Below are 21,539 nucleotides of genomic sequence, written 5' to 3'. Positions count from 1 at the left end.
CTGGCCTCAGCTCCTGCCCTGCCCGGCCTTGGTGGCCACCGGCGGTGGCAGCTCCTTGGCCTGCAGCGCGCGCACCTGGAAGACCAGCTGGTTGTGCGCATCCAGAAAGGCAGCGGCGATGACCTTGCCCTCGTTGGTATTGCTCCAGCCCGCGCCCGCAGCGCCCAGGCGGCCCAGCACCATGCCGCCCACGCCCAGATCGGTGGTGCGGGCTGCGCCCGTGGCAGCGGCCACCTGCTCGGTGGTTTCGTTGTCCGACAGCAGCAGCGCGGTCTGCGCCTCCTTGAATTTGACCTGCTCGACCAGGCCGGCCAGCCCTGCAATGTCTCGCAGCACCGGGATCATGGCGACCACGCCGGCCAGCCCGCGGCCCGCGTCCTGCTCGCTGAAGGTCAGGCTGGGCGTCAGCGTGTACTGGGCCTCGTAGCCCCGGCCCTTGCGCACCGTGGAGTTCTCGCGCAGCACGCCGGCATTCTTCAGGTCCTGCTCCTGCACCGTGCCGCGCAGGCCCGCTCCCCGGTCCACCACGCGAAAGCAGCCGCTTTGCTGGGCCAGCAGCTTGACCAGCGGAACGGGCGAGGCCGGCAGCTGATAGCCCGAGCCCATGACGTAGCCGTTGGGATTCTCGGCCAGGGCCAGCGTGGCCACGGGCGCATCGCAGCGCACGAGTTCGCGCGACCCGTTGTTCGCCCCCAGCGGCCCGGCAGAGCCCGTGATCTCCGAACCGCCCTGCCCCAGCTCGGTCTTCTTCTCGCCGCAACCGGACAGGCCCAGCCCTGCCGACACCACCAACGCCAGCGCCACCGATGCAATGCCTTGAAAACGCATGAAAGCTCTCCGCAAAAAGAAAAACGGCAGAAGCTGCGCCAGCTCCTGCCGTTCCTGTCAAGCCGTGAAGCCTGCTCCTCAGCCCTGCGTGGCCGCCAGCGGATTGCGCAGGCGGATGTGCAGCTCGCGCAGCTGCTTTTCGTCCACGGGCGAAGGTGCCTGCGTCAGCAGGTCCTGGGCGCGCTGGGTCTTGGGGAAGGCGATCACGTCGCGGATGGAGTCGGCGCCCGTCATCAGCGTGATCAGGCGGTCCAGGCCGAAGGCCAGGCCGCCGTGCGGGGGGGCGCCGTACTGCAGCGCGTCCAGCAGGTAGCCGAACTTGGCGCGTGCGTCTTCGGGCGAGATCTTGAGCGCGTCAAACACCTTGCTCTGCACGTCGGCGCGGTGGATACGCACCGAGCCGCCGCCCAGCTCCCAGCCGTTCAGGACCATGTCGTAGGCCTTGGCCAGGCAGTTGCCCGGATCGGTGACCATGAGTTCCTCGTGGCCATCCTTGGGCGAGGTGAACGGGTGGTGCACGGCCGCCCAGCGGTCGTTTTCCTCGTCGTGCTCGAACATGGGGAAGTCCACCACCCACAGCGGCGCCCAGCGGTCCTCGAACAGGCCGTTGGCCTTGCCGAAATCGCTGTGGCCCACCTTCAGGCGCAGCGCGCCGATGGAGTCGTTGACGATCTTTTCCTTGTCGGCGCCGAAGAAGATGAGGTCGCCGTCCTGTGCACCCGTGCGCTTGAGGATCTCGGCAAGGGCCGCGTCATGCAGGTTCTTGACGATGGGCGACTGCAGGCCATCGCGGCCCTTGGCCACTTCGTTGACCTTGATCCAGGCCAGGCCCTTGGCGCCGTAGATCTTGACGAATTCGGTGTACTGGTCGATCTCGCCGCGCGAGATCTGCGAGCCGCCGGGCACGCGCAGTGCCACCACGCGGCCGCCCTTGGTCGTGGCGGGCGTGGAGAACACCTTGAAGTCCACGTCCTTCATGACCTCGGTCAGTTCGGTGAACTCGAGCTTGACGCGCAGGTCGGGCTTGTCCGAGCCGAAGCGGAAGGCCGCTTCCTGGTACGTCATCATCGGGAACTCGCCCAGATCCACGTTCAGCTGGGTCTTGAAGACCTCGGTGATCATGCGCTGGAAGATGGCGCGGATTTCCTCTTCGCCCAGGAACGAGGTCTCGCAGTCGATCTGCGTGAACTCGGGCTGGCGGTCGGCGCGCAGGTCTTCGTCGCGGAAGCACTTGGTGATCTGGTAGTAGCGGTCGTAGCCGGCCACCATCAGCATCTGCTTGTACAGCTGGGGCGACTGCGGAAGAGCGAAGAACTCGCCGTCGTGCACGCGGCTGGGCACCAGGTAGTCGCGCGCGCCTTCGGGCGTGCTCTTGCCCAGCATGGGCGTTTCGATATCGATGAAGCCTTCCTTGTCCAGGAAGTTGCGCACCTGGATGGCCGTGCGGTAGCGCAGCATCATGTTGCGCTGCATGTAGGGGCGGCGCAGGTCCAGCACGCGGTTGGTCAGGCGCACGGTCTCGGACAGGTTCTCGTCGTCCAGCTGGAACGGCGGGGTGACCGAGGCGTTGAGCACGTTCAGCTCATGGCACAGCACTTCGATCTGGCCGCTCTTGAGCTTGTCGTTGGTCGTGCCTTCGGGACGTGCGCGCACCAGGCCCTTGACCTGCACGCAGAACTCGTTGCGCAGGCCTTCGGCGGTCTTGAACATCTCGGCGCGATCAGGATCGCAGACCACCTGCACATAGCCTTCGCGGTCGCGCAGGTCGATGAAGATCACACCGCCATGGTCGCGGCGACGGTTCACCCAGCCGCACAGGGTAACGGTTTCGCCCATCAGGGCTTCGGTCACGAGACCGCAGTAGTGGGAGCGCATGGCCATGATGAAAAGCTTCCTGCGCCCGGCAAGGGCGCGACAGTTTGTTATTTGGGTTCCGCGGGCACTGCGAGATCCGGTGGAGTCACCACGCCCATGGAAACAATGTACTTGAGCGCGGCATCCACGCTCATTTCCAGTTCGATGCAATCGCTCTTGCGAACGATGACGAAATAGCCGCCCGTCGGGTTGGGCGTGGTCGGCACGAAGACGCTCAGGTATTCGTCGCGCAGGTAGGCGGCAACCTCCCCGCTGGGCGAGCCAGTGACGAAGGCCACGGTCCAGACGCCTTCACGAGGCCACTGCACCAGCACGGCGGTGCGAAACGCATTGCCGCTGTCCGAGAACACGGTATCGGACACCTGCTTGACGCTGGAATAGATGGAGCGCACCACAGGAATGCGGCTGACCACCGCATCGCCCCAGGACACGAGCTTGCGGCCGATGAAGTTGCTGGCCGCCGCACCGACCACGAGCAGGATCAGCAGCGTCAGCACGACACCGAAGCCGGGGATATGGAAGCCCAGCAACCGATCCGGATGCCAGGCCTCGGGCAGGATGGTCAGCGTCTGGTCGAGCGTGCCGATGATCCAGTTGAGCACGCCCAGCGTGATCACCAGCGGAACGATCACCAGCAGGCCGGCGAACAGCCATTTGCGCAGAGCGGACATGAAATGCAAGCCTTGATCAATGGGCCGTTGCGGGCGCGGAGGCAGATGCAGGGGCCGCAGCGGGCGCGGACGCAGTTGCCGCTGGTGCGGCAGAAGTATCCGAGGCAGGAGCATCGGCTGCGGGAGCCGGTGCGGCGGCGCTCTTGCCACCGCTGTTCTTGAAGTCGGTCGCATACCAGCCCGAGCCCTTGAGCTGGAAGCCGGCAGCTGTCAGCTGCTTGGAGAAGGTCTCGGCCCCGCAGGCCGGACAGGTCGTCAGCGGGGCATCCGAGATTTTCCGCAGCACGTCCTTGGCATGACCGCAGGAGCCACACTTGTATGCATAAATAGGCATGGCGCTAATGCTAATACGAGGGAAGATGCAAAACTTTCGATTATAGGCATCCGTCCGATACTGCGGCTGTCTCAAGCCCAATGGCCCAGGCGGGGCAGGCCACAAGGCGCGCGTACAGGGCCGGCAACTGGTGGCCTCCAATGAGAAATGCCAGTCGCGGAGACTGGCATTCCATCAGGCCCGACCGCCCCCGCTGCCGGGGGCTTGCCGCATCCGTGCTCAGCGCCGTACCCGGCCTCGCTGCGTTCCCAGGCCCGCCAGCATGACGGCCAGGCCCATCAGCACCAGGGCAGGCACCCCGGTGGCGGGGACCGGCTCCGGCGCCAACGCGGCAGCAACCACCAACTCCTGGTCACGCGAATTGTTGGCCGGCTCCGGGTCCGTGGTTCCACTGACCGCCGTCACGGTGGCTGTGAGGCTGCCCTGCGTGGTGGGCGTGAAGCTCACCGTGCAGGAAATGCTGGCACCCGAGGCCAGCGGCGTGCCTGTCGGCACCGCAGGCATGCATGAGGTGCTGGCATCTGCCGGCAGCCCTGCGATGGAACAATTGGCAAAGGCCGCCGCATTGGGGCCGGCATTCGTGCAGACGAAAGAGCCCTTCACGGGAACACCCACGTTGGCGGTGGCCGGCAGCGTGACGCTGGTGGCCTGCATGTCGGCCCGCTCCACGGGATTGAAGGGGTGTGCCTTGGTGTTGTTGGCCGGCACCGGATCCACGGTGCTGCTGCTCGCGGTCACCAAGGCCGCGATGGTGCCCGTTGTGGTGGGCGTGAACTGCACCGTGCAGGCAATGCTGCCGCCCGATGCCAATGGCGAGGCCGTGGGAACGCTGGGTGTGCAGGACGTGGTCGCCCCGGCGGGCAGGCCGGAGATCACGCACGAGGCCGCCGTGGCCTCACTGGGGCCGGCATTGGTGCAGCTGAAGCTGCCGGACACCGGCGCGCCCACCGTCATGGTCAGGGGAAGCGTGATGGAGGTGGCCTGCATGTCGGCCGCTGGCGCAACCGCCAGCACGGCCGGGCTGGCCGGCTGGTTCAGGCCGATCAGACTGAGGTTGGAAGCGCCATTGGTGAAGCTGCCTGTCGCGGTCGGGCGCACGTCGAGGCTCACCTCGCAGAAGGCGGCGCCCTGGGCCAGGTCTCCGTTGGACACGGTCACGGTGCTGCCGCCTGCTGCAGCCTGCACGGTCGTGCCGGGGCAGGTGGTGCTGGCATTGCCCTCGACAACCAGTCCTGCAGGCAGGTTGTCGGTGAATGACCAGCCTTGCTTGCGCAGCAGATCGGTCGTATTCGTCATGGTCATGGTCAGCCGGGAAACCTGGCCTAGGTTGATGCTGGCAGGTGTGAAAGCCTTGTCCATCTGGGGAGTCACGTCGAGGATGCGGGGATTGTCTATGGCCCAATCATTGCCAGCACTGGAAGTTTGGTTGTTGTACAGCCTGAACCCAACCGAACTGCCCGTATAGAGCAACGCCCCGGCGGAGATCACCGTTTTCGTAACCGCGCCGCTCGTACCCATCAAACCTATCGCATCGGCACTCCGGTTCGTGCCGCCCAAGCAGGTATCCACAGGCGTAGCACCCAAGGACAAGTCGCTGCCCAAGCCGTTGACCAAAGCAAACCGCACCAATGGGTGCGTCGGGAGGTTGCAAAAAGCCGTGACTGTATCCACGCTGGCAGCCAGGAAACGATTGCCGACACTGAGCGGAACATTGGCAGCCGTCCCGAATACCAATCTGTTCAGCGGATACACGCCCCCTTCCGTATGTTCACCCAACACATGATTGTTTCTGGCAGCCGCCGAGGACTGACCACCATGCTGGCCCGCCATCTGAGCAAATTGCTGCAAACCGTTCCAACGTCTGGGAACATTGGCACAGACGGCAGACATCGCCGCGGAGCTCGAATTCAGATTGAAGGCTACCAGCACTCCGTTGCAGAAGCTGTCTGTCATACGCCAGGGTGATTCTGCTATATACCGCTGGCCGCTCGGGCTAGCTCCCAGATATGCAAGCAAATCCGTGCCATCCATACTGCCGGTGGGTGCGGGAAGATTCTCAAAATCCTCGCTCCAGATGGGGATTGGCGCAACTGGCGTTCCCGGTGCAGCCATGGCGCCGATAGATAACGCAAAAAATGCAATTCCTCCGCTGAGGAAAGCGCGTGACAAGGTGCTATAAAAACTGAAAGCAGGACGACCCTGGATCGGCGAAGCTTGAATCGCCGGATTTTTCCTATGCATATGACCCCCTCTGATTAGACAAGGGTTTTTCACGCAACCGCACTTCTGTCCGGAATTGGCATTGAGTGCTTCATTTACGAGCGGGAAAAATATGCCCCTTGCATGGAGAAAATATACAGAAACATTCAGAAAACCAAAGTCAATTTTTGTGACGCTCTAGGCTTCACCTAAATACAACAGCGCCCTCAACCCAGGGAAACTTCACACAAAAAGATACACAATAAAACTTATAGCAATATATTTAGTATTTCTAGTTGATGTGCACTGCACTGAACTCCTGAATTTTCTCGGATCGGTTAGCCATCCATTGCGGAGCCAACGAACCAGCCAACATCCCCGTCACAGCCGCCAACAGGCCCGCCAATTGCTGCGGAAATGCCTCGTGCAAAGCTGGCGTGGCCATGAAGACCACCCACACGCCAATGCCCAGTGCCACGGCGCAAATGGCGCCCTGCGTGGTGGCGCGCTTCCAGTACAGCCCGAAGACCAGCGGTACGAAGGCACCGACCAGCGGCACCTGGTAGGCGCTGGAGACCAACTCATAGATGGGCGTTCCTTCCATCTTGATCGAGTAGGCCAGCACGCAGATGCTGAAGACGAGCACGCTGATGCGCATGGCCAGCAGCATTTCCCGGTCGCTGGCCTGGGTGCGGAACTGGCGCCAGATGTTCTCGGTGAAGGTCACGCTGGGTGCCAGCAACGTGGCCGAGGCACAGGACTTGATGGCCGACAGCAGCGCGCCGAAGAACAGCACCTGCATGACGAAGGGCATCTTGTCCATGACCAGGGTGGGCAACACCTTCTGCGGGTCCTGCCCGAGCAGTTCCGCCGCCTCCTGCGGCATGATGATCAGCGCGCTGGTCACCAGGAACATGGGCACGAAGGCAAAGAAGATATAGGCCGTGCCGCCGATGACGGTACCGCGCGTGGCGGCCTTTTCGCTGTTGGCCGACATCACGCGCTGGAACACGTCCTGCTGGGGGATGGAGCCCAGCATCATGGTGATGGCCGCGCCAAAGAAGAAGAGGATGTCATGCCAGCTGGGTTCGGGCCAGAACTGGAACAAGTCGCGGCTCACGGCCAGGTCGATGACCTTGTCGGCACCACCGGCCATGTCGCCCGCAAACCAGGCCAGTACCACGAGTCCGACCACGAGGATGATCATTTGCAGGAAATCGGTCACGGCCACCGACCACATGCCGCCGAACAGCGTGTAGGCCAGGATGGACACCACGCCGATGGCCATGCCCACGGGAATGCTGACCGTGCCGCCCGACAGCAGGTTGAAAACCAGGCCCAGCGCCGTGACCTGGGCCGAGACCCAGCCCAGGTAGCTGAGCATGATGATCAGCGAGCAGACGATCTCGATGGAGCGCCCATAGCGGTGGCGGTAGTAGTCGCTGATGGTCAGCAGCGTCATGCGGTACAGCTTGCCCGCGAAGAACAGGCCCACCAGGATCAGGCACATGCCCGCGCCGAACGGGTCCTCGACCACGCCGCGCAGGCCGCCCTCGATGAACTTGGCGGGCACGCCCAGCACGATCTCCGAGCCGAACCACGTGGCAAACGTGGTGGTGATGATCATGTACATGGGCAGATGGCGCCCGGCAATTGCAAAGTCGGCCGTGTTCTTTACCCGCCTGGCCGCCCACAGGCCAATGGCTATGGTCACGAACAGGTAGGCGATCACCATTGAGAGCAGCACGCTGGCACTCCTGATTCAAAGTGGGAAAAGTCAGAGGGCTTGAAACCCGTCGGTGTTCTCAGTACCAGCGCAGGCGCACCACCAGTTGCAGCAGGATCAGCGCGATCACAAAGCCTATGCCCGCGCTGACGATGGCCTGAAGCAGGCGGTTGGTGAGCTTTTGCTGCTGCAGCAGTTCCTTGAGCAGTTCGTCGTGCTCGCCGGAGTTGCGCGTGAGCCGGCGATGGATCAGGCGCGGCAGCTCGGGAATGAGCTTGGCGTAGCGCGGCGCCTCGGCCTGCAGCTCGCGCCACAGCCGCTGCGGGCCCATCTGGTCCAGCATCCATTTTTCGAGGAAGGGCTTGGCGGTGCTCCACAGGTCCAGATTGGGGTCCAGCTGGCGGCCCAGGCCTTCGATGTTGAGCAGCGTCTTTTGCAGCAGCACCAGCTGCGGTTGGATCTCGACATGGAAGCGGCGCGAGGTCTGGAACAGGCGCATCAGCACCATGCCCAGCGAGATCTCTGCCAACGGACGGTCGAAATACGGCTCGCACACCGCGCGGATGGCGGCTTCCAGCTCGTCCACGCGCGTGCTCGGCGGCACCCAGCCGCTTTCGATGTGCAGCTCGGCAACGCGCTTGTAGTCGCGGCGGAAGAACGCCGTGAAGTTCTGCGCCAGGTATTCCTTGTCGTACTCGGTCAGCGTGCCGACGATGCCGAAGTCCAGCGAGATGTAGCGCCCGAAGGTCTCGGGCTCCAGGCTGACCATGATGTTGCCCGGGTGCATGTCGGCGTGAAAGAAACCGTCGCGGAACACCTGGGTGAAGAAGATGGTCACGCCGTCGCGTGCGAGCTTGGGGATGTCGACCCCGGCCTCGCGCAGGCGCTCGACCTGGCTGATGGGCACGCCCTTCATGCGCTGCATGACCATCACGTCGTTGCGGCAGAAATCCCAGTACACCTCGGGGATCAGCACCAGGTCCAGGCCTTCCATGTTGCGGCGCAGCTGCGCGGCGTTGGAGGCTTCACGGATCAGGTCCAGCTCGTCGTGCAGGTAGTTGTCGAACTCGGCCACGACCTGGCGGGGCTTGAGGCGCTTGCCGTCGGCCGACAGGCGCTCGACCCAGCGCGCCATCATGTGCATGAGCGCCAGGTCCTTGTCGATCACGGCCTTCATGCCCGGGCGCAGCACCTTGACGGCCACATCGCGCTGCACGCCGTTGCGGTCGCTGATCACGGCAAAGTGCACCTGCGCGATGGAGGCACTGGCCACCGGCTCGCGCTCGAAGCTCACGAAGATCTGGTCCAGCTTCTTGCGGAAGGCACGCTCTATGGTGTCCACCGCAATCTGCGAATCGAAGGGCGGCACGCGGTCCTGCAACCGGGCCAGCTCCTCGGCCACGTCGGGCGGCATCAGGTCGCTGCGCGTGGACAGCACCTGACCGAACTTCACGAAGATGGGGCCCAGCTCCTCCAGCGCCTCGCGCAGGCGCTGGCCGCGCGGCTTGTCCAGCCGGCGGCCCAGGGTGAGCACCGCGCGTGCGCGGCGCATCCAGGGATGCTCGAAGCTCGACAGCACCAGCTCGTCGAGTCCGTAGCGGAACACCACCCAGAGGATGGTCAGCCCGCGAAGAAACCGGCTCATGGCTTGTCGTTCTCGAAACCGGGCAGGGACACCACGGGGGAACCAACGGGCGCGCTGGCGGGCGCTGCCGAACGTGCGGCTTCAGGGGCGGGGGCATCGGCATCGGGCTTGCCGGCCATGCGGGCGCCCACGAACTGGCGCAGTGCCTGGGCAGCGCTGCGGGCCACCTTGGCCACGGTGTGCGCGGGTGCATCGCCGATGATGCGGGCGAGGTCTTCCTCCACATCCCATTCGACGTGGTCCACCAGCCAGTTGATGTCGGCGGCCAGTTGCACGTCGCCTTCGATGCGGATGGAGGGCTTGTCGCCGCGCAGGGCCACCTGGGCCAGGGCCAGTGCGAAGGTCTCGGTCACTTCGAGCAGCAGATCGGGCTGCGCGTCTTCAGGCGCCACGTTGAACAGGCCGGCCGGCGTGATCTGCAGGGCCATGGAGTAGCCGCGCCACTGCACGCGCGCCACGCGGCCCTTTTGCCGCACCAGGCGCTCGGTGGCCTCCTTTTCCTGCATCAGCACATGGTTGAGGAACAGCACGATGCGCTGATGCACCTCGCTGACCAGCCATTGCGGCGGTTGCGGGCCGGCCATCACGCGTTCCATGAGGCCGTTCAGGAAAGAAAAAGGGGACTGTGTTGCCATAGTCCCCGATTATTCCCGAAGTGAGAGGAATTACTGCAATGCCTGGACTCCGGCGACCAGCCATCCGCTGCTGCCGCTCTTGGGCTTGGTCATGTTCCAGACTTCGCGGAAGGGTGTGGGACCTGCCGAGGCGTCCTCGCGGATCATGCCCGAGAATTCCACGCTGGCCATGTAGTCATTGCCCAGGTCCTCGATGCCCAGCAGTTGGGCGTCGATCATGACCACGTCGGTCTGGTTGGGCTGGCCGGGACGCTGGGCCTCGCGTTCGCTGAGCTGGCCACGGATCTCGGTCAGCATCTCGTCGGTCATCATGGCGCGCAGCGACGCGATGTCGGAGCGGTCCCAGGCCGATTGCAGCGTGACGAAGTTGCGCTTGGCAGCGGTGAGGAAGCCCTCGGTATCGAAGCCTTCAGGCACACCCCAGTTCTGCGAGCCTGCCAGGGCCGAGCCGATCTGCACGCCGGAGCCCGAGCCTGCAGCCAGGGCGGCCGGCTGATGGTTCTGCTCCCAGGGACGGGCCGATGCGTCGTTGCCGACCTTCTCGGGGTTGTACTGGCGTGCCAGCGGTGCGCTGTCCACGTTGCCACCGATATTGCCGGCACCGGCAGGCGCTGCGTTCTGGAAGGCAAAGGGGCTGGACGATGCCTGCTGCGCGCCAGCCGCTGCACGGCGCGAACGCATGACCATGCCCACCACCACCATGATGACCAGGGCCAGCAGGCCGATCAGCAGGAACTGGCCGAAGGCGGCGCCCAGGCCCAGCGAGCTCGCCAGCCAGGCCAGGCCCAGGCCAGCGGCCAGGCCGCCAAGCATGGCGCCCCAGGGCTTCTTGGCGGGAGCAGCTGCCGGTGCAGTGGCCGGCTTGCCTGCAGCGTTCTGTGTGGCGGCGTTCTGCGGCGGCGTGTTCTGTGTCGGCGCGCGCGCGGCTTCACGCTGCGTCACGTTGCTCGACTGCTTGCCCACCGATCCGCCACCGCCCATGCGCTTGGCGTCGGCCGTGCCGTGGACCACCACCAGCATTGCGACCAAGACCATAGACCATAGCTTTTTCATGTCATCTCCTCGAATAATCGTGTTGCCGTCACCTCACCGAGCACCTCACGCGCTCAGCACTTGATTCCCACATGCAGCGCGGCAATGCCGCCCGTCATGTTGTGATAGTCCACATGGCCGAAGCCGCATTCCTGCATCAGGCGCTTGAGATCTTCCTGGCCGGGGTGCATGCGGATGGACTCGGCCAGATAGCGGTAGCTGGCGTCATCGCCCGCCACGAGCTTGCCCATGGCCGGAAGAATCTTGAAGGAGTACCAGTCGTAGGCTTTCTCCAGGGGCTTGGCCACCTTGGAGAATTCCAGCACCAGCAGCTTGCCGCCGGGGCGCAGGACGCGGTTCATTTCCTTGAGCGCCGCATCCTTGTGCGTCATGTTGCGCAGGCCGAAGGCCACGCTGACCAGATCGAAATGGTTGTCCGGAAACGGCAGGGCCTCGGCATCGCAGACCATGGTGGGCAGGATCACGCCCTTGTTGATCAGCCGGTCCCGGCCTACGCGCAGCATGGCTTCGTTGATGTCGGTGTGCACCACCTGGCCGGTGGAGCCGACCTTCTTGGCGAAGGCCAGGGCCAGATCGCCCGTGCCGCCCGCGATGTCCAGCGCCCTGTCGCCTTCCTTGAGGTTGGCCACCATCACCGTATAGGCCTTCCAGGCACGGTGCAGACCACCCGACATCAGGTCGTTCATGACGTCGTAGCGCGAAGCGACCGAGTCGAACACGCCGCGCACGCGGCTGGCCTTCTCGCGCTCGTCCACCGACTGGAATCCGAAATGTGTGGTGCTCATAACAACGATGCTAAGCAAGCAGTAGTAATGCGTACAGCGACAACCCCGTGTGGCCGCGGGCTTTGCCGGGCAAGGGTTATCAAGAACAAACAGCTTGAAACGCCTTCAAACAAAGACTTTCAAGCTATTTTTAATATAGCACCACCCCCAATAACCCTGTGCTGTGCAAAGGTCCTGAATGTGGCGCTGTGGGAACGGCGCGGCAGACGCCGCGCCCCGGCCCCTGCGTGCGTACTGCGTCAGTGGCTGCCGCAGCCGTGCCCGCCGCCGCCGGCCTTGCCGGGCATGGGCGTGTCGCGGTCCATGCCGGACTCCTGTAGCCGGTCCAGGTACTGCGCCCAGAACTCGTCCTGGCGGCGGCCCAGTTCGTAGAGGTATTCCCAGGTGTACAGGCCGCTTTCATGCCCGTCGCTGAAGAAGGGCTTGATGGCGTAGTTGCCCACGGGCTCGATGGCCGTGATGGCCACGTCGCGCTTGCCGGTCTGCAGCACTTCCTGGCCCGGGCCATGGCCTTGCACCTCGGCCGAGGGGGAGTACACGCGCAGCAGCTCGAAGGGAATGCGAAAGCTTGCGCCGTCGGAATAGGCCACTTCCAGCACGCGCGATGCGCCGTGCACGGTCAGGGCTTCGGGAGTTGGGGTGTCAGGGGTCAGGCCGGCCATGCGGTGCTCCTCATTCAGTGGCGGGGTGCTGCTGCCAGGCATCGAGAGCCTGCGACAGCGCCGTGTCTATGGCTGGCAAGCGCGCTGCCACCTCGGCCTCGCGCTCGCCATTGCGCGGGCGCTGGGCAGCAGCCCAGACCGAGCCCGGGAAATGGCTGTCCCATTCGAAGCGCGCAACCACATGCCAGTGCAGGTGCGGCACCATGTTGCCCAGCGCCGCCAGGTTGATCTTGGCCGGCGCAAGGCGCTCACGCAAGACGCGCTCGACCACGACCACGGCATCCATGCAGTGCTGACGGTCGGCGGCATCCAGGTCGGAGAACTCGGCCACATGCGCATTCCAGACCACGCGGTAGAAGGCCGGGAAGCCCTCTTCCTGGGCGCGGATCACTCGCAGGCACCGGCCGCGCCAGACGGGCAAGCCGCCTTCTGTGGCGCACAGGGGGCAGGAAGCGGAAGCAGCCATCAGACCAGAACCCGTTCGATGCCGCCGGCGTTGGCGCGCTGAACATATTCGGCCATCCAGTTCTCGCCCAGGATCTGGCGCGCCATCTCGACCACGATGTAGTCGGCCTCCAGCAGGCCGTTGTTCATGTCGCCGCCGTAGCGCGACAGGCCCTGCAGGCAGCTGGGGCAGCTGGTGAGGATCTTCACATTGTCCTTCTCGGCCAGGGCGCCGCTGGCGCGCAGCGCGGCCTCGCCCTTCTTGAGTTCCTCTTCCTTGCGGAAGCGGATCTGCGTGGAGATGTCGGGGCGCGTGACGCCCAGCGTGCCCGATTCGCCGCAGCAGCGCTCGCTCTTGATCACGCCGTCGCCGACCAGGGCCTTGACGGTCTTCATGGGGTCCTGCAGCTTCATGGGCGAGTGGCAGGGGTCGTGGTAGAGGTAGCCCTCCTTGCCCTGCAGCGTCACGCCCTTTTCCAGCAGGTACTCGTGGATGTCGATGATGCGGCTGCCCGGGAAAATCTTGCCGAACTCGTAGCCCTGCAATTGGTCGTAGCAGGTGCCGCAGCTGACCACCACGGTCTTGATGTCCAGGTAGTTGAGCGTGGTGGCGACGCGGTGGAAGAGCACGCGGTTGTCCGTGATCATCTTCTCGGCCTTGTCGAACTGGCCGCTGCCGCGCTGGGGATAGCCGCAGCACAGGTAGCCGGGTGGCAGCACGGTCTGCACGCCGGCATGCCAGAGCATGGCCTGCGTGGCCAGGCCCACCTGGCTGAACAGGCGCTCGGAGCCGCAGCCGGGGAAGTAGAACACCGCCTCTGTGTCCGCGTTCGTGGTCTGCGGGCTGCGGATGATGGGCACGTAGTCCTTGTCCTCGATGTCCAGCAGGGCACGCGCCGTCTTGTTGGGCAGGCCGCCCGGCAGCTTCTTGTTGACGAAGTGGATCACCTGCTCCTTGAGCGGCGCGCGCCCCACCGAGGCCGGCGGATGCTGGGTCTGCTTCCTGGCCAGGCTGTGGAGCACGTCGGAGGCCAGGCGCTGGGCCTTGAAGCCCACGCCGACCATGGCCGAACGCATGAACTTGATGGTGTCCGGATTGGTGGCGTTGAGCATGGCCATGGCCAGCTTGTTGCCGGGCCGGAAGCTCTTCTTGTCCATCTTGCGCAGCAGATTGCGCATGTTCATGGTCACGTCGCCGAAGTCGATCTTCACCGGGCAGGGGTTGAAGCACTTGTGGCAGACCGTGCAGTGGTCCGACACGTCCTCGAACTCCTGCCAGTGGCGCAGCGACACGCCGCGGCGCGTCTGCTCCTCGTACAGAAAGGCTTCGACCAGCAGCGAGGTCGCCAGGATCTTGTTGCGCGGGCTGTACAGCAGGTTGGCGCGCGGCACATGGGTGGCGCACACGGGCTTGCACTTGCCGCAGCGCAGGCAGTCCTTGACCGAGTCGGCAATGGCGCCGATGTCGCTTTGCTGCATGATCAGCGACTCGTGCCCCATCAGGCCGAAGCTGGGCGTGTAGGCGTTGGTCAGGTCGGCGAACATCAGCGATTCGCGCGGCGAGCGGCCGTCATGGCTCTGGCCCACCACGGCCTGCAGCTTCTCGTTGCGGATCAGCTTGCCCTTGTTGAAGCGGCCTTCGGGGTCCACGCGCTGCTTGTAGGCGGCAAAGGGCGCCAGTTCGTCGTCGCTGAGGAATTCCAGCTTGGTGATGCCGATTCCGTGCTCGCCCGAGATCACGCCGTCCAGATGGCGGGCCAGCACCATGATGCGCGCCACGGCCTCATGGGCGGTCTGCAGCATCTCGTAGTCGTCACTGTTGACCGGAATGTTGGTGTGCACGTTGCCGTCGCCGGCGTGCATGTGCAGCGCCACCCAGACACGGCCCTTGAGCACGCGCTGGTGAATGGCGTTGACTTCGGCCAGCAGCGGCTGGAAGGCCGCGCCCGCGAAGATCTGGGCCATGGGCGCCTTCAGCTGGGTCTTCCAGCTGGCGCGCAGCGTGTGATCCTGCAGTTGCTGGAAGAGGTTTTCCACGTTGTCCAGCCAGCCCTGCCACAGCGTGCGCACATCGGCCACCAGGGCCAGGGCCTGCTGCACGCGGTCCTCCAGCAGTTCGGCCGAAGGGATGTCGCCCGCATCGTCCTGCTTGCCCAGGGGCAGGTCGCCGTGCTGGAAGAAGTCCGTCAACGCGTCGCACAGCTTGAGCTTGTTGCGCAGCGACAGTTCGATGTTGATGCGCTCGATGCCGTCCGTGTACTCCCACATGCGGGGCAGCGGGATCACCACGTCTTCGTTGATCTTGAAGGCGTTGGTGTGGCGCGAGATGGCGGCCGTGCGCTTGCGGTCCAGCCAGAATTTCTTGCGCGCCTCGGCGCTGACGGCGGTGAAGCCTTCACCGTTGCGCGAGTTGGCGATGCGCACCACCTCGGCGGCCACGCGGGCCACATCGTCGGCGTTGTCGCCGGCAATGTCGCCCAGCAGCACCATCTTGGGCAGATGGCCGTTGCCCTTCTTGCTCTTGGTGGCGTAGCCCACGGCCTTCAGGTAGCGGTCGTCCAGGTGCTCCAGGCCGGCCAGCAGCACGCCCGAGCGCTTTTGCTCGGCGAACATGAAGTCCTTGATCTCGACGATGCTGGGCACGGCGTCCTTGGCGTTGCCGAAGAACTCCATGCAGACCGTGCGCGTGTGCTCGGGCATGCGGTGCACCACCCAGCGCGCGCTGGTGATCAGGCCGTCGCAGCCTTCCTTCTGGATGCCGGGCAGGCCCGACAGGAACTTGTCGGTCACGTCCTTGCCCAGGCCTTCCTTGCGGAATTTCTGGCCGGGAATGTCCAGCCGCTCGCTGCGGATGGGGGTCTTGCCGTCGGCCTCGAAGTACTGCAGCTCGAAGCTGGCCATCTCGGCGTCATGGATCTTGCCGAGGTTGTGGCCCACGCGCGTGACTTCCAGCCACTGCGCATCGGGCGTGACCATGCGCCAGGACACCAGGTTGTCCAGCGCCGTGCCCCAGAGCACGGCCTTCTTGCCGCCCGCATTCATGGCGACGTTGCCGCCGATGCACGAGGCCTCGGCCGATGTGGGGTCCACGGCGAAGACGAAGCCCGCGCGCTCGGCCGCATCGGCCACGCGCTGCGTGACCACTCCGGCCTCGGTGAAGATGGTGGGCACCTCGTGGTCCACGCCGGGGATGCGGCGCATCTCCACCTCCGTCATGGCCTCGAGCTTTTCGGTGTTGATCACCACGCTGCGCCAGGTCAGCGGGATCGCGCCGCCCGTGTAGCCCGTGCCGCCGCCGCGCGGAATGATGGTCAGGCGCAGCTCGATGCAGGCACGCACCAGGGCGGCCATCTCGGCTTCGGTATCGGGGGTGAGCACGACGAAGGGGTACTCGACGCGCCAGTCGGTGGCGTCCGTCACATGGGCCACGCGCGACAGGCCGTCGAACTTGATGTTGTCCTTGGCCGTGTGGCGGCCCAGGCTCTTTTGCACCCGGCGGCGCAGTTGCTCGGCCTCGACGAAGGTGGCGTTGAACTCATGCACGGCGCGGCGCGCCGCATCCACCAGCTGGCCCACCAGCGCATCGCGCACGGGGTCCTGCTGCGGAGCACGGCGCTTGTCGATCTCGCCCAGGCGGTGCTCCAGGGCTTCCACCAGCGCCTTGCGGCGGTCGGGGCTGTGCAGCAGGTCGTCCTGCAGGTAGGGATTGCGCTGGACGACCCAGATGTCCCCCAGCACCTCGTAGAGCATGCGGGCGGAGCGGCCCGTGCGCCGCTCCTGGCGCAGCTGGTTGAGCACATCCCACATGGAAGTACCCAGCAGGCGGATCACGATCTCGCGATCGGAAAACGAGGTGTAGTTGTAGGGAATCTCTCGCAGACGTGCAGGTTCGGCTGCCTGTGCCTGCAGGGCCGCCAACGCAATCGGTACATTCATGGGGGTAGACCGTGTCTGGCGCTCTAGGGGCGCCGCTAAGCCAAGTGGGAGCGCAATTTTAAGCGAGCCCCTCGAAGGCCCGCTTCCTACGGGGCTCTGGGCGGCTCGCCGTCTTGCACTGAGACGCCAGCCCTCGCCAACACCACGGGGCAGACACGCCCCGGCGAACCGGCCTTATACAGAAAGAGCACAAACGAGCCAATACGAACAACCCGTGCTTTTGAAACGAAATGGTATTGACCTAAAATAGCGCCGCTTCGCGTGTCATTTTTTGTCACACGACTGACATACGGGACCAGCGGCTCACCGGGTTTGGCCTGTAGTGCGGTAAGAAGCATCCGAAAACAATGACACAGAAATGTCATGCCCCTGCCTTACCGTGGCAGCGGTCTGAAACCGTCACCGAACTAGAGGAGTCCTCATGCAACTGAAGCAACTGGCCATGGCGGCCGCGATCGCGGCCACCACCATCTCGGCACAAGCCCAAACCGAAATCCAGTGGTGGCACTCGATGAGCGCGGCCCTGGGCGACTGGGTGAACGACCTGGCCAAGGAGTACAACGCCAGCCAGACCCAGTACAAGATCGTGCCGACCTACAAGGGCCAGTATGACGAGTCCATGACAGCTGCCATCGCCGCGTTCCGCGCCGGCAATGCACCTGACATCCTGCAGGTCTTCGAAGTGGGCACGGCCACCATGATGGCCTCCAAAGGTGCCGTGGTTCCGGTCACCAAGGTCATGAACGACGGCGGCTTCAAGTTCGACCAGGGCGAGTACATCTCCGCCGTGGCCGGCTACTACACCGCCCCCAACGGCCAGATGATGAGCTACCCGCTCAACAGCTCGACCACCATCTTCTACTACAACAAGGACGCCTTCAAGAAGGCGGGCCTGGACGAGAACAAGCCGCCCAAGACCTGGCCCGAAGTGTTCGCCGCCGCTGAAAAGCTCAAGGCCTCGGGCCACCGCTGCGCACTGACCACGAGCTGGATGAGCTGGACCCAGCTGGAGAGCTTCTCGCTGTGGCACAACACCCTGTACGCGACCAAGAACAACGGCTTTGACGGCACCGATGCCAAGCTGGTGTTCAACTCGCCGCTGCACGTCAAGCACTTCGAGAACCTGGCCAAGGCCGCCAAGGACGGCAGCTTCGTCTACAAGGGCCGCGGCAACGTGCCCGACGCCGCCTTCGCTTCCGGCGAGTGCGCGATGATCACGGGCTCCTCCGGCCTGTACGCCCGCGTGGTCAAGGAAGGCAAGTTCGCCTTCGGCCAGTCGCAGCTGCCCTACTACGCCGATGTGAAGGGCGCCCCCCAGAACACGGCCATCGGCGGTGCTTCCCTGTGGGTGATGGCTGGCAAGAGCGCCGAACGCTACAAGGGCGTGGCTGACTTCTTCAACTTCCTGAACAACACCAAGATCCAGGCCGCCAGCCACCAGCGCACCGGCTACCTGCCCGTGACCACCGCTGCGTACAAGCTGACCGAGGCTTCGGGCTTCTACGAAAAGCATCCCGGCACCGACACCGCCGTGACGCAGATGATCCGCAAGACCACCGACAAGTCGCGCGGCATCCGCCTGGGCAACTTCGTTCAGATCCGCACCATCATCGATGAGGAAACCGAACAGATCTGGACCGGCAAGAAGACTCCCCAGCAGGCACTGGACACCGCTGTCACCCGTGGCAACGAGCAACTGGGCCGCTTCGCCCGGGCCAACAAGTAATCCTCCCATGTGATCTGCGGCGTGGCCGCTGCGCAGGCAGCCCGCACCGTGCATCACAGGCCCGCAACCGGCGGCCCCACGGCCATCCGGTTTGCGGGCTGTTTTGTTCTACCGAGTTCCGTCATGGAAAAACGCGTTCTTTTTCGATCCGCCTGGCTGCCGTGGCTGCTGATAGCACCACAGATGGTCATCGTGCTGGTCTTCTTTTTCTGGCCCGCAGGCCAGGCCATCGTGCAGTCTTTCCAGGCGCAGGATACGTTTGGCTTTTCCACCGAATGGGTGGGCTTCGCCAACTTCCAGCATCTGCTGGATGACCCTGCCTACCTGGCCTCGTTCAAGACCACGGCCATCTTTTCCCTGCTGGTGGCGGTGTTCGGCATCGCGCTGTCGCTGATGCTGGCCATTTTTGCGGACCGCGTGATCAAGGGTGCGCTCGCCTACAAGACCGCCTTGCTGCTGCCCTATGCGGTGGCGCCCGCCGTGGCAGGCGTGCTGTGGGTGTTCATGTTCTCGCCGTCCATCGGCGTCGTGGCCTATGCGCTGCGCATGATCGGCTATGACTGGAACCACCTGCTGAACTCCGGCAACGCCATGACGCTGATCGTCATCGCCGCGATCTGGAAGCAGATCTCCTACAACTTCCTGTTCTTCCTTGCGGGCCTGCAGTCCATCCCCAAGTCGCTGATCGAGGCCGCCGCCATCGACGGCGCGGGCCCCATGCGCCGCTTCTGGGACATCCAGTTCCCGCTGCTGTCGCCCACCACCTTCTTCCTGCTGGTGATGAACGTGGTCTATGCCTTCTTCGACACCTTCGGCATCGTGGACGCCACGACCCAGGGCGGTCCGGGCCAGGACACCTCCATCCTAGTCTACAAGGTCTATCACGATGGCTTCAAGGCTATGGACATGAGCGGCTCGGCTGCCCAATCCGTCGTGCTGATGGTGATCGTGGTTGCACTCACCGTGATCCAGTTCCGCTATGTTGAGAAGAAAGTGCAGTACTGATCATGGTTGAACGCAGTCCTCTTCTGACCTTTTTCTCGCACCTGATCATGGTGCTGGGCGTGTTGATCGTCGGCTTTCCGCTGTACCTGGCCTTCGTGGCCTCCACGCACACGCCGCAGGACATCATCCAGGTGCCCATGCCCCTGGTGCCCGGCAGCAACTTCTGGGAAACCTACAAGGCCGCGCTGTTCGGCGGCTCGGGCCCTGGCTCCAGCGCGCCCGTGGCACGCATGATGTGGATCAGCTTCGTCTCGGCCATGGTGATCACCGTGGGCAAGATCGCGATCTCGCTGCTGTCGGCCTTCGCACTGGTGTACTTCCGCTTCCCGTTCAAGAAGATCTGCTTCTGGCTGATCTTCGTGACCCTGATGCTGCCCGTGGAAGTGCGCATCGGCCCCACCTACGAAGTCGTCTCCACGCTGGGCATGCTCAACAGCTACGCCGGCCTGACGATTCCGCTGATCGCCTCGGCCACGGCCACCTTCCTGTTCCGCCAGTTCTTCCTGACGGTGCCGGACGAGCTGGTGGAGGCCGCCCGCATCGATGGCGCCGGCCCCATGCGCTTCTTCAAGGATGTGCTGGTGCCGCTGTCCAAGACCTCGATCGCGGCGCTGTTCGTGATCCAGTTCATCTACGGCTGGAACCAGTACCTGTGGCCGCTGCTCGTGACCACCTCGGAAGACATGTACCCCGTGGTCATCGGCATCAAGCGCATGGTGGCCAGCGGCGATACCGGCAACGACTGGAACGTGGTGATGGCGACGGCCCTGCTGGCCATGCTGCCGCCCGCTGCCGTGGTGATCCTGATGCAGCGCTGGTTCGTCAAGGGCCTGGTGGACACCGAAAAGTAAGCCGTCCACCGCCCCCACCCACCGTATAGAACCCCGCAGAGCAAGCGCCAGCGCCCTTCGCTCTGCGACTCAACCAGAATCTTCGTATGGCATCCATTTCCTTTCGCAACCTGATCAAGCGCTACGGCCACGGCCCGTCGGCCAACCAGGTACTGCACGGCGTCAACGCCGAAATCCAGGACGGCGAGTTCGTCGTCATCGTCGGCCCTTCGGGCTGCGGCAAGTCCACCCTGCTGCGCATGGTGGCGGGCCTGGAAGAGATCTCCGACGGCCAGCTGCTGATCGGCGACAAGGTCGTCAACGACGTGGAACCGGCCAAGCGCGACATCGCCATGGTGTTCCAGAACTATGCGCTGTACCCGCATATGTCGAACTACGAGAACATGGCCTACGGCCTGAAGATCGCCAAGGTGCCGCCCGAGGAGATCAAGCGCCGCGTGGACAAGGCCGCCAAGATCCTGGAGCTGTCGCACCTGCTGGACCGCAAGCCGCGCCAGCTGTCGGGCGGCCAGCGCCAGCGCGTGGCCATGGGCCGTGCCATCGTGCGCCAGCCCAAGGTCTTCCTGTTCGACGAGCCGCTGTCCAACCTGGACGCCAAGCTGCGCGGCCAGACCCGCATCGAGATCCAGAAGCTGCACGCCGAGCTGGGCATCACCAGCCTGTTCGTGACCCACGACCAGGTCGAGGCCATGACCCTGGCCCAGCGCATGATCGTCATGAACGGCGGCGTGATGGAGCAGTTCGGCACGCCCGAAGAGGTCTACCACACGCCTGCCTCCACCTTCGTGGCCAGCTTCATCGGCTCGCCCCCGATGAACCTGCTCAAGAACGCGCCCGGCGGCACGACCGGCCGCATCCTGGGCATCCGCCCCGAGCACCTGGTCGTCGTCAACGAAGGCGGCTGGGAAATCAAGGTGGACACCGTGGAAATGCTGGGCGCCGAGCGCCTGGTCTATGGTTCGCTCAATGGCGAGACGATGACGGTACGCATCGACGAAGGCGCGCCCTTCCCCAAGTCCGGCGAGACCATGCGCGTGCGTCCTTCCGAAGAGCGTCGCCTGCACTGGTTCGACGCAGAAAGCGGCAAGCGGATCTGATCCCCTGAAGGCCGGCTCTCCGACCTTTTCCAAGAGAGCCCCAGAGGCTCTCTTTTTCCATCCAAGC

Annotated in this window: 17 protein-coding genes; 4 read left to right on the top strand and 13 right to left on the bottom strand. The window is 64.3% G+C overall.

The window, feature by feature from the left end; translation table 11 throughout:
* Positions 1–6: 6 nt before the first annotated feature.
* The 13 genes from PO605_RS14365 to PO605_RS14305 form a co-directional block, all read right to left on the bottom strand.
* Entirely contained in the window at positions 7–828 is an 822-nt protein-coding gene (locus tag PO605_RS14365; RefSeq protein ID WP_047468137.1) for a CsgG/HfaB family protein, read from the bottom strand.
* Between the two features lie 78 nt (positions 829–906).
* Positions 907–2,709 carry an aspartate--tRNA ligase gene (gene aspS / locus PO605_RS14360; protein ID WP_016445679.1) on the bottom strand — a complete coding sequence of 601 codons (1,803 nt, stop codon included), beginning with the start codon at positions 2,707–2,709 and terminating at the stop codon, positions 907–909.
* A gap of 41 nt (positions 2,710–2,750) precedes the next feature.
* Entirely contained in the window at positions 2,751–3,374 is a 624-nt protein-coding gene (locus PO605_RS14355) for a DUF502 domain-containing protein (RefSeq protein ID WP_016445678.1), read from the bottom strand.
* A 16-nt stretch (positions 3,375–3,390) separates the two neighbouring features.
* Positions 3,391–3,708 (bottom strand): FmdB family zinc ribbon protein, encoded by a 318-nt coding sequence (locus PO605_RS14350; protein ID WP_016445677.1) that lies wholly within the window; start codon positions 3,706–3,708, stop codon positions 3,391–3,393.
* 219 nt (positions 3,709–3,927) lie between these two features.
* Positions 3,928–5,067 (bottom strand): DUF7933 domain-containing protein, encoded by a 1,140-nt coding sequence (locus PO605_RS14345; protein WP_442874719.1) that lies wholly within the window; start codon positions 5,065–5,067, stop codon positions 3,928–3,930.
* A 1,132-nt stretch (positions 5,068–6,199) separates the two neighbouring features.
* On the bottom strand, positions 6,200–7,654 hold the full coding sequence (locus PO605_RS14340; protein WP_047468141.1) for a sodium:solute symporter family protein: 1,455 nt from the start codon (positions 7,652–7,654) through the stop codon (positions 6,200–6,202).
* A gap of 58 nt (positions 7,655–7,712) precedes the next feature.
* Complete coding sequence (gene ubiB / locus PO605_RS14335) at positions 7,713–9,278, bottom strand: ubiquinone biosynthesis regulatory protein kinase UbiB (protein ID WP_016445674.1); 1,566 nt, start codon at positions 9,276–9,278, stop codon at positions 7,713–7,715.
* Complete coding sequence (locus PO605_RS14330) at positions 9,275–9,913, bottom strand: ubiquinone biosynthesis accessory factor UbiJ (protein WP_047468142.1); 639 nt, start codon at positions 9,911–9,913, stop codon at positions 9,275–9,277. The genes ubiB and PO605_RS14330 overlap by 4 nt, the downstream gene beginning before the upstream one ends.
* Positions 9,914–9,943: 30 nt before the next feature.
* Positions 9,944–10,966: a Tim44 domain-containing protein gene (locus PO605_RS14325; protein WP_016445672.1), complete on the bottom strand. Its 1,023-nt coding sequence runs from the start codon at positions 10,964–10,966 to the stop codon at positions 9,944–9,946.
* A 53-nt stretch (positions 10,967–11,019) separates the two neighbouring features.
* Entirely contained in the window at positions 11,020–11,751 is a 732-nt protein-coding gene (gene ubiE, locus PO605_RS14320; RefSeq protein WP_016445671.1) for a bifunctional demethylmenaquinone methyltransferase/2-methoxy-6-polyprenyl-1,4-benzoquinol methylase UbiE, read from the bottom strand.
* A gap of 239 nt (positions 11,752–11,990) precedes the next feature.
* A complete protein-coding gene (locus PO605_RS14315) occupies positions 11,991–12,413 on the bottom strand; it encodes a gamma-butyrobetaine hydroxylase-like domain-containing protein (RefSeq protein WP_047217082.1) in 423 nt (140 codons plus the stop codon).
* A gap of 10 nt (positions 12,414–12,423) precedes the next feature.
* The gene (locus PO605_RS14310; RefSeq protein ID WP_272206564.1) at positions 12,424–12,879 is read right to left on the bottom strand and encodes an HIT family protein; all 456 of its coding nucleotides are present in this window, start codon (positions 12,877–12,879) and stop codon (positions 12,424–12,426) included.
* A complete protein-coding gene (locus tag PO605_RS14305) occupies positions 12,879–16,793 on the bottom strand; it encodes a DUF3683 domain-containing protein (protein ID WP_016445668.1) in 3,915 nt (1,304 codons plus the stop codon). The genes PO605_RS14310 and PO605_RS14305 overlap by 1 nt, the downstream gene beginning before the upstream one ends.
* Before the next feature lie 421 nt (positions 16,794–17,214).
* On the opposite strand from PO605_RS14305, the gene ugpB reads away from it, so the two are divergent.
* The 4 genes from ugpB to ugpC all read left to right on the top strand — a co-directional run bounded on the left by ugpB (position 17,215) and on the right by ugpC (position 21,472).
* On the top strand, positions 17,215–18,519 hold the full coding sequence (gene ugpB / locus PO605_RS14300) for a sn-glycerol-3-phosphate ABC transporter substrate-binding protein UgpB (RefSeq protein WP_012207263.1): 1,305 nt from the start codon (positions 17,215–17,217) through the stop codon (positions 18,517–18,519).
* A 123-nt stretch (positions 18,520–18,642) separates the two neighbouring features.
* Positions 18,643–19,524: a sn-glycerol-3-phosphate ABC transporter permease UgpA gene (gene ugpA / locus PO605_RS14295; protein ID WP_016445667.1), complete on the top strand. Its 882-nt coding sequence runs from the start codon at positions 18,643–18,645 to the stop codon at positions 19,522–19,524.
* Between the two features lie 2 nt (positions 19,525–19,526).
* Positions 19,527–20,375, top strand: coding sequence for a sn-glycerol-3-phosphate ABC transporter permease UgpE (ugpE, locus tag PO605_RS14290; RefSeq protein WP_016445666.1), 849 nt, complete (start codon positions 19,527–19,529; stop codon positions 20,373–20,375).
* Between the two features lie 86 nt (positions 20,376–20,461).
* Positions 20,462–21,472 carry a sn-glycerol-3-phosphate ABC transporter ATP-binding protein UgpC gene (gene ugpC, locus PO605_RS14285; RefSeq protein ID WP_034364052.1) on the top strand — a complete coding sequence of 337 codons (1,011 nt, stop codon included), beginning with the start codon at positions 20,462–20,464 and terminating at the stop codon, positions 21,470–21,472.
* Positions 21,473–21,539 lie beyond the last annotated feature (67 nt).

Origin of the sequence: Delftia sp. DT-2 (assembly GCF_028401915.1) — a bacterium.
GTDB classification, from domain to species: Bacteria; Pseudomonadota; Gammaproteobacteria; order Burkholderiales; family Burkholderiaceae_C; genus Comamonas; species Comamonas tsuruhatensis.
The sequence above is the reverse complement of the archived record's forward strand: the minus strand, read 5'-3'. Positions and strand labels throughout refer to the sequence as shown.